This is a genomic window from Nioella sediminis (assembly GCF_001879695.1).
Lineage (GTDB): Bacteria > Pseudomonadota > Alphaproteobacteria > Rhodobacterales > Rhodobacteraceae > Nioella > Nioella sediminis.
The window spans coordinates 1-8,229 of the sequence record NZ_MNBL01000181.1 but is presented as its reverse complement, the minus strand read 5'-3'; the positions used below and the strand labels follow the sequence as shown (position 1 = coordinate 8,229).

The 8,229-nt window shown below is 64.2% G+C and carries 9 protein-coding genes; 4 read left to right on the top strand and 5 right to left on the bottom strand.

The window, feature by feature from the left end; translation table 11 throughout:
- The 4 genes from BKY26_RS19555 to BKY26_RS19540 all read left to right on the top strand — a co-directional run.
- Positions 1-375 (top strand): ATP-binding cassette domain-containing protein (locus BKY26_RS19555; RefSeq protein WP_131541952.1); only part of this gene is annotated, 375 nt, incomplete at its 5' end.
- Between the two features lie 3 nt (positions 376-378).
- Positions 379-795: an acyl-CoA thioesterase gene (locus tag BKY26_RS19550; RefSeq protein ID WP_071692051.1), complete on the top strand. Its 417-nt coding sequence runs from the start codon at positions 379-381 to the stop codon at positions 793-795.
- Positions 785-1,180, top strand: a complete 396-nt coding sequence (locus tag BKY26_RS19545; protein WP_071692050.1) for a RidA family protein — start codon at positions 785-787, stop codon at positions 1,178-1,180. Before BKY26_RS19550 ends, BKY26_RS19545 begins: the two co-directional genes overlap by 11 nt.
- A gap of 51 nt (positions 1,181-1,231) precedes the next feature.
- Positions 1,232-2,137, top strand: a complete 906-nt coding sequence (locus BKY26_RS19540; protein WP_071692049.1) for an endonuclease/exonuclease/phosphatase family protein — start codon at positions 1,232-1,234, stop codon at positions 2,135-2,137.
- Between the two features lie 60 nt (positions 2,138-2,197).
- On the opposite strand, the gene BKY26_RS19535 is transcribed toward BKY26_RS19540, so the two are convergent.
- The 5 genes from BKY26_RS19535 to BKY26_RS19515 all read right to left on the bottom strand — a co-directional run bounded on the left by BKY26_RS19535 (position 2,198) and on the right by BKY26_RS19515 (position 8,209).
- Positions 2,198-4,090 (bottom strand): acyl-CoA synthetase, encoded by a 1,893-nt coding sequence (locus tag BKY26_RS19535; protein ID WP_071692048.1) that lies wholly within the window; start codon positions 4,088-4,090, stop codon positions 2,198-2,200.
- A 176-nt stretch (positions 4,091-4,266) separates the two neighbouring features.
- Positions 4,267-6,075, bottom strand: a complete 1,809-nt coding sequence (locus BKY26_RS19530; RefSeq protein ID WP_071692047.1) for an ABC transporter transmembrane domain-containing protein — start codon at positions 6,073-6,075, stop codon at positions 4,267-4,269.
- 162 nt (positions 6,076-6,237) lie between these two features.
- Entirely contained in the window at positions 6,238-7,044 is an 807-nt protein-coding gene (locus tag BKY26_RS19525) for a metal ABC transporter permease (RefSeq protein WP_071692046.1), read from the bottom strand.
- On the bottom strand, positions 7,041-7,784 hold the full coding sequence (locus BKY26_RS19520) for a metal ABC transporter ATP-binding protein (RefSeq protein WP_071692045.1): 744 nt from the start codon (positions 7,782-7,784) through the stop codon (positions 7,041-7,043). Before BKY26_RS19520 ends, BKY26_RS19525 begins: the two co-directional genes overlap by 4 nt.
- A complete protein-coding gene (locus BKY26_RS19515; RefSeq protein ID WP_083431533.1) occupies positions 7,781-8,209 on the bottom strand; it encodes a Fur family transcriptional regulator in 429 nt (142 codons plus the stop codon). The genes BKY26_RS19520 and BKY26_RS19515 overlap by 4 nt, the downstream gene beginning before the upstream one ends.
- Between the last annotated feature and the right edge of the window lie 20 nt (positions 8,210-8,229).

Below are 8,229 nucleotides of genomic sequence, written 5' to 3'. Positions count from 1 at the left end.
GGACATTGGGATATGGCGCGGGTCAGCGAACTGTTCCCACGACTGGGGGAACGACAAGACCAGGTCGCCTCGTCCCTGTCCGGCGGCGAACAGCAGATGCTGGCGATTGGCCGCGCGCTGATGACGAACCCGCGCCTGCTGATCCTCGATGAAGCGACAGAGGGCCTTGCCCCCGTCATAAGGCAGGAAATCTGGGCCGCGATCCAGCGGCTCAAGGTGGAAGCCGGGTTGTCGATCCTCGTGATCGACAAATCGCTGAAGGAACTGGGCGGCGTTGCCGACAAGGGCGTGATCATCGAGAAAGGCGTGACCGTGTGGACCGGTGCTTTCTCTGCCCTGACCCGCGACATCACCGACCGGCATCTGGGGGTCTAGGCCATGGCGTTCCACTTCCCCCAGAAGGTTCTGTTCAAGCATTGCGACCCGGCCGGCATCGTGTTCTATCCGCGCTATTTCGAGATGTTGAACGATTGCGTCGAAGCCTTCTTCGACGAGGTTCTGGGACTGCCGTTCGAAACGCTCCATGCCACGGGCGGCGTGCCCACGGCGGAAATCACCACCCGCTTTCTAGCCCCGAGCCGCCATGGCGATCACCTGACCATTGCCCTGACCGTCACCCGTGTCGGGCAGAGCTCGCTTGGGCTGATGTTCACCGCCGATTGCGGTGATGAAACCCGCTTCACCGCGCGCTCCACCCTTGTCCTTCTGGGCGAAAACGGGCGGCCCCGGCCATGGCCCGAGGGGGTGCGACAGATACTTCTGGACCGAGAGGAGGCCCCGGCCCATGTCCCATAAATCCATTCAACCCGCAGGCTGGCCCGACCCCAAGGGCTATGCGAATGGCATCCTTGCCAGCAACGGGACGCTCTATGTGGGCGGTCAGATCGGCTGGGACACGGACGGGAAATTTGCGCCGGGTGGTTTCATCGGCCAGATGGAACAGGCGCTGCGCAACATCCGCGACGTGGTCGAAGCCGCGGGGGGAACGCCCGCGGATATCACGCGGCTGACCTGGTATGTGACCGACAAGCAGGAATATCTGGACAGTCAGCGAGAGGTGGGCGCGGCCTATCGTCGGATCATGGGCAAGCATTTCCCCGCCATGGCGATGGTTGTGGTCGCCGGTCTGGTCGAGGATGAGGCGGTGGTCGAGATCGAGGCCACCGCCGTCATCGGCTGATCCGCCCGGAAACCCGTTGCCTTTCCGGGCTGCACGCGGCTGGATGGGGTCATGCGGATCCTGAGTTTCAACATCCAGAACCTGCGGCTTCGCCAACGGGGCGCCCAACCCCGGCTGGACGGCGCGCGGGACCGCGACGAGATCGGCGAATCCCCGGAACTGGACCCGGCTGACCGCCGGTTGTCCGCCGCGCTGCTCGCGCAGGCGGGGGCCGATCTGGTGCTGTTGCAGGAGGTGTTCGACAAGGACACGCTGGATTGGTTCAACACCCGGCTGTTGCCCGCCGCCGGTCTGTCCCCCTACCCCCATGCCCATTGCCCGCCCGGCAATGACGGGCGCGGGCTGGACCTGGCGGTTATGTCGCGCCAGCCCGTCCGGTTGATCAGTCACGCGCAGCTGACCGCCGTCGATCTGGGTCTCGATACGCCGCGCCCCGATCTGCCGGTCTTTCGCAGGGACTGCCTGATGGTGGAAACCGGCGGGCTGACCGTTTTCACCTGCCATTTCAAGGCCCCCTACCCCGATGCTGAGGCCGCCTGGCCCGTGAGGCGGCTGGAGGCCGAAGCCACGCGACGGATCATCGAGCGGCGGTTTGGCGATCCGTCAAGCGCCCTATGGCTGATCGTGGGGGATCTGAACGAACCGTTTAAGCCCGATGCCGAGCCCGCCATTCAACCGCTGCTGCCGCCCTTCACAGCTGACCTGATGGCGCGGCTTCCTGAGGATGAACGCTGGACCTACTTTGACAGTCATTCCGGCAGATACGGCCAGCCTGACGCCCTGCTGGCATCCCCCACGCTTGCCGCCCGCTGGCCCGAGGCCATCCCGCAGGTGTTGCGCGCCGGGCTGGCCTATGAAGCCACCCGCCACCGGGGGGCACATCTGCAAGGTGTTGGCCGCCACAGGCCCCATGCCTCGGATCACGCGGGCGTTCTGCTGGAGCTGAGCGGCCTATGACCCCTGAAACGAAAACGGCGCCATCCGGCGCCGCTTCCTCTTTCCTTGAAGCCGTCTGGTCTATTGGTCGGCCCAGGCCCAGGGGCGTGTGAATTCACCCAGAACATCGGCCACGGCCTCATCCGAGACCTCGCCGGTCCGTTCCAGTTTGGCCACAAGACCCAGCTTCTTGCTTTCGGAAACTTCCACCACGCGGGCATTCACCCCCGCCTCGTCCAGCGCCGCATTATAGACGCGGGTGATGGCCATCTTGCGCAGCGCCGGTTTGAAGACCTTGCCCACAGCCGTCTTGGGCAGTTCGTCCATCAGCTCGATATGCTTGGGCCGCGCGGCGCGTTCATGGACATGCTCGTCGCAATGCTCTTTCAGCTCCTTGATCGAGACCTCGGCCCCCGCCACCAGCTCGACATAGACGCAGGGCAGTTCGCCCGCGAACGCATCGGGCTGCCCGATGGCGCCGGTCATGGCAACGGCGGGGTGGCTGGCCAGTGCTTCTTCGATCTCGGCCGGGTCGATATTGTGACCGCCGCGAATGATCAGATCCTTGGCACGGCCCGTGATCCACAAATAGCCATCAGCGTCGATCCGGCCCAGGTCACCCGTGCGCAGGAAAATATCGTCGTGGAACAGGTCGATATTCTTGTCGCTCTCGGTATAGGTCGAGCCTTCGAACACGCCGGGGTTGTCGATACAGATTTCACCCACCTCGTCGGTTCCGCACTGCACGGGACCATCCGGGGTCTGCTTGAGAATCCGCACTTCCGTATGCGGGAAAGGAACACCGACCGAGCCGATCTTCTTCTCGCCCTCGACCGGGTTACAGGACACGAGGCAGGTCGCCTCGGTCAGGCCGTAGCCTTCGACCAGCGTCACGCCGGTCGCCTTCTCGAACCGCTTGAACAGTTCCACCGGCAGCGGTGACGACCCCGAGAACGCTGTTTTCACGGTCGAGATATCGCCATTCACCGGGCGTTGCATCATCGCCGAAATCGCCGTGGGAACGGTGATAATGAAGGTGATTTTCCAGCGTTCGACCAGCTTCCAGAAATTGTCGAACACACCCTCGCCCCGGTAGCCCTGCGGTGTCGGGAAGACCACATGCGCGCCCGAGGCAATCGCCGCCATCAGAATCACGTGGCAGGCAAAGACGTGGAACAGCGGCAGCGGACACATGATATTGTCTGTTTCATCGAACAGGATCGTGGCCCCGAGCCAGCCATTGTAGATCAGCCCCGAATACTTGTGCTGCGCCACTTTCGGCATGCCAGTGGTGCCGCCGGTGTGGAAATAGGCGGCGACGCGATCTGCCTTGGCATCCTCAAAGGTCAGGCGGTCGGCGGGCTGCTTGGCGATCTCGGCGTTGAAGTCGATGATCTTGGCATGGTGGTTGGACGGGTTCTTGGGCCGAATGAGCGGCACGATCAGCTTCTTGACGCCGGTCAGGTAGCGCAGCAGATCGACCTCGATCACATGTTTCACATTGGGCGCATGGCCCACGGCCTCGGCCACTTTCTGGGCCACATCCGTTTTCGGGAAGGCCTTGACCGTCACCACCGCCTTGGCCCCGGTTTCACGCAGGATGGCGCTGATCTGTTCAGGCTCCAGCAGCGGGTTGATCGGGTTGGCGATGCCCGCGACGCAGCCGCCCAGAAGGGTCAGCACGGTTTCGTTGCAGTTGGGCAGCACATAGGCCACCGAGTCCGTCTCGGTGATGCCAAGCGACCGGAAGAGGTTCGCGGTCTGGGTGACCTTGCCATGCAGCTGCGACCAGGTCAGCGTTTCGGCCTTGTCGGTCGGGCCGGAAAACAGCTGATAGGACACTGCGTTATGGTTCGGGAACTTGTCCCTTGTCTTGGTCAGCAATTCATACAGCGTGGTGGCTGGCTGGCTTTCAGGCCAGGGCAGATCCTGCTCCATGGCTCTGACATCAGCGACGTTCGCAAACCGCCTCATTCTCATTCCTCCCCTTTTATCCCTGTCTGGCCCGTCGCCTTTCGACGCGGGCCGGTATTTTGTGGATCAGGATGGAGGCAAAGAGGCCCGCAAAGCAAGCGTAACCCAACGCAAACTGCAATGCGGGGAGTGAAGGGTCCGGTTTCAGGGGGCTTTCCAGGGTGGCAGTTGCCGCATTATTCGGCAGCCAGTCCTTCCGTGAACTGAAGCCGCGCCAGCCGGGCATAAAGACCATCGCCGGCCACAAGCTCCTCATGGGTGCCTTCAGCGACGATGCGGCCTTCCTCGAAGACCACGATCCGGTCGGCCTTCTTCACCGTCGCCAGCCGGTGCGCCACGATCAGCGTCGTTCGGTCTGCCGACAACTCCGCCACGGCCTGCTGCACCGCCCGCTCACTTTCCGCGTCAAGCGCGCTCGTGGCCTCATCGAGCAGCAGAACCGGAGCGTCGCGCAGGATTGCGCGGGCAATGGCGATGCGCTGCTTCTGCCCGCCCGACAGCATGATGCCGCGTTCGCCCACATAGGTGTCATACCCATCGGGCAGCGCCATCAGGAAATCATGCGCGGCGGCGGCCTGCGCGGCGGCCTCGACCTCTGCATCGGTGGCATCGGGGCGCCCGAAGCGGATGTTTTCTCGGGCAGAGGCAGCGAAGATCACCGGATCCTGCGGCACCAGCGCCATGGCGTCGCGGAAGGTGGCGCGCTTCATCTCTTTCAGGTCGAGCCCGTCAAAGGTGACGCGGCCCGAGATCGGGTCATAGAAGCGCAACAACAGCTGGAAAATCGTGGACTTGCCCGCGCCGGAGGGGCCAACAAGGGCCACGGTTTCGCCGGGCTTGATGGTCAGGGTGATCCCATCAAGCGCCTGCTGATCGGGGCGCGTCGGGTAGTGGAACTGCACGTTTTCAAAGCGGATCGCGCCCCGTCCGCCCTGGGGCAGATCGCGCCCCTGCTCGGGATCGGCCACGCTGTCGCGCCCGGTCAGAAGCTCTACCAGCCGTTCGGTAGCACCTGCGGCGCGCTGCAACTCGCCCCAGATTTCCGACAGCGCGCCGACGGCCCCCGCGGTCATGATCGCGTAGATCAGAAACTGGATCAGCTCGCCGATGGACATGCCGCCACCACGCACGTCGCGCGCGCCGATCCAGAGCACACCGACAACGCCCGAAAAGATCAGCAGGATGACGATGACCGTCATCACGGCGCGGGTACGGATGCGGGTCTTGGCGGCGTCGAAGCTGGCCTCCGTCACACGGTCGAATTCGCCCGCCGTTGGGCGTTCATTGGTAAAGGCCTGTACGGTCTGCACGGACAGCAGCGCCTCGCTGGCCTTGCCGGAGCTTTCCGCGATCCAGTCCTGGTTCTTGCGAGACAGCACCCGCAGGCGGCGACCCAACACCACGATGGGCACGATCACGACGGGCACGATCAGCAGCACAAGCCCGGTCAGCTTGGGCGAGGAATAGAGCATCATGCCAAGCCCGCCGAGGAAGATCAGCGCGTTTCTCAGCGCGATGGAGATGGACGAGCCGATAACGGACAGGATCAGCGTGGTATCAGTGGTGATGCGGGACAGCACCTCGCCGGTCATGATCCGCTCGAAAAAGGCGGGGCTCATGGAGATCATGCGGTCGAACACGGCCTTGCGGATATCCGCGATCACACGCTCGCCAAGCCGGGTGACAAGGTAGTAGCGCAGGCCGGTGCCAATGGCGAGCAGGCCAGCAAGGCCAAGCGCCGCAAGGAAATACTTGTCCAGCAGCGTCACGGCATCGGTCTCGAACCCATCCACGACCCGGCGCACCGCCAGCGGGATGGTCAGCGACACGGTGGCCGTCAGGACCAGTGCGGTCAGGGCGCCTGCCATCAGCCAGCGATAGGGCAGCATGAACGGCAAAAGCGCACGCAGAGACCCGATGCGGCGCGATTTCTCACGCTCCTGTTCGCTGTTCATCGGCTGTGGCTGGCTGGAGCTGTCGGCCATTGTCGTGTCCGGTCCTGTTTCGCTTGAAACGGGATAGAACGCCACCGCCCCCGGCACAAGGCCCCGAGGTGATGCAAATCGGCGCGGCGCGGAGGCCCTGACCGCTCTTGCACGGGCGGCCGTGGGCACTGCCCCCGAAGGCCGCTCAGCCGGTCGAACGGATTAGGGGCGCGATCTGCCGAACAGGGCCTGGGCGACGCTGGACACAGTGAAAAGGATGGCCGCGAGGCACACGATCGAGGGGCCGGTCGGCGTGTCCCATTCAAGCGAGGCCTGAAGGCCGCCAATGACGGCGAGCGCCCCGATCACGATCGCGGCAAGTGCCATGCGCTCGGGCGTGGTGGCGAAGGGACGCGCGGTGGCAGCCGGCACGATCAGCATCGCCGCAATCAGCAACACGCCCACCACCTTGATCGCCACCGCAACGACAAGCGCCAGCGCCAGGGTCAGGACCAGCTGTTCCCGCCTCGGGTCGATCCCGGCGGCAAAAGCCAGATCGGGGTTCAAGGTCGCCGTCAACAGCGCCGACCAACGCCACCACAGAAGCCCGAGAACCAACGCCGCGCCGCCCCAGATCACCGCCAGATTCGGCACGCCCACGGCAAGGATATCCCCAAAGAGATAGGCCATCAGGTCGACGCGCACGCCGTGCAGGAAGGACACGGCCACAAGGCCGAAGGCCAGCGCGGAATGGGCCAATACGCCCAGAAGCGTATCCATGGCGTAGCCCCGGTTCGACAGGCTGGACACCGTGAAAGCCATGAGCAGCGACACCACCAGCACCCCGCCAAACACGGATGTATCGAAGGCCAGCGCCAGCGCCACGCCCAGAATCGCCGCATGGGCCGTGGCATCCCCGAAATAGGCCATCCGTCGCCAGACCACGAAACAGCCAAGCGGCGCGGCGGCCAGAACAAGGCCAAGCCCCGCCAGCGTGGCGCGGACAAGGAAATCGTCAAGCAGGGTCATTCCGCGGCCTCATGTCCGTGGTCATGGTCATGATCATGGCTATGGTGATGTTCATGCCGGTAGAGCGCCAGCGCGCCGCCGGTGCCGGTGCCAAACAGCGCCCGGTATTCCGGGGCGGAGGCGACATGCTCGGGTTCCCCCTGACAGCAGACATGGCCGTTGAGACAGACCACCCGATCCGAGGCCGCCATGACCACATGCAACTCGTGGCTGACCATCAGAACCGCGCAGCCCAGATGGTCGCGCACCTCGGCGATCTTCTGATAAAATGCCGCCGATCCGGGTTGATCCAGCCCTTGCGTCGCTTCATCGAGGATCAGCAATTCGGGTTTCGACAAAAGTGCGCGGGCCAAAAGCACCCGTTGGAACTGACCACCTGAAAGCCCTGACATCTGCCGTCCCGACAAGGCCCCTGCCCCGGCTTCGTCCAGCGCATCGCGAGCGGCTTCATCATCCACCCGCTGCGGCAGGTCGAGAAAGCGGCGCACGGTCATCGGCAATGTCGGGTCGATATGCAGCTTTTGCGGCACATACCCGATCCGCAGCCCCGGCTTGCAGGTGACCGCGCCTGCACTCGGCTCCACCGCGCCGATGATGGCCCGAAGCAGCGTCGATTTGCCGGACCCGTTCGGGCCGACGATTGTCACGATCTCGCCGGGATCGATGGAGAAATCCACATGATGCAGCACCGTCTGGCCGCCCAGTTGAACGTTCAGCCCGGACATTTCCACAAGGCTCATGCAGCGTCTTTCTTCTGGCAGTTGGGGCAGACACCCTCGGCCTCGGTCACGGTGCGTTCGATCTTGAACCCGGTCTCGGAGGCGACGCGCCCCAGATTGCCCTTGGCGGGTTCGGCCATGCCCTCGGCCACGGAATTGCAGATCCGGCAGATCAGGAAAACCGGCGCGTGGTTTTCACCGGGATGGGTGCAGGCGGTAAAGGCATTGAGACGCTCGATCTTGTGGGCAAAGCCGTGGGCCGTGAGGAAATCCAGCGCACGATAGGCCACCGGCGGCTGCGACCCATGCCCCTCTGCGCGCAGCCGATCCAGGATTTCATAAGCCCCAAGCGCGCGATGCTCCTCCAGCAGAATCTCCAGCACCCGACGGCGAACCGGGGTCAGGTTCAGCCCCTGTTCCCTGCATTGCGCCTCGACCGCCTCCAGCCCGCCGGTGCGGCAGGGGG

Coding starts and splice junctions, on each gene's coding strand:
- BKY26_RS19550 (WP_071692051.1), top strand. CDS start 379: ATGGCGTTCCACTTCCCCCAGAAGGTTCTGTTCAAGCATTGCGACCCG.
- BKY26_RS19545 (WP_071692050.1), top strand. CDS start 785: ATGTCCCATAAATCCATTCAACCCGCAGGCTGGCCCGACCCCAAGGGC.
- BKY26_RS19540 (WP_071692049.1), top strand. CDS start 1,232: ATGCGGATCCTGAGTTTCAACATCCAGAACCTGCGGCTTCGCCAACGG.
- BKY26_RS19535 (WP_071692048.1), bottom strand. CDS start 4,090: ATGAGGCGGTTTGCGAACGTCGCTGATGTCAGAGCCATGGAGCAGGAT.
- BKY26_RS19530 (WP_071692047.1), bottom strand. CDS start 6,075: ATGGCCGACAGCTCCAGCCAGCCACAGCCGATGAACAGCGAACAGGAG.
- BKY26_RS19525 (WP_071692046.1), bottom strand. CDS start 7,044: ATGACCCTGCTTGACGATTTCCTTGTCCGCGCCACGCTGGCGGGGCTT.
- BKY26_RS19520 (WP_071692045.1), bottom strand. CDS start 7,784: ATGAGCCTTGTGGAAATGTCCGGGCTGAACGTTCAACTGGGCGGCCAG.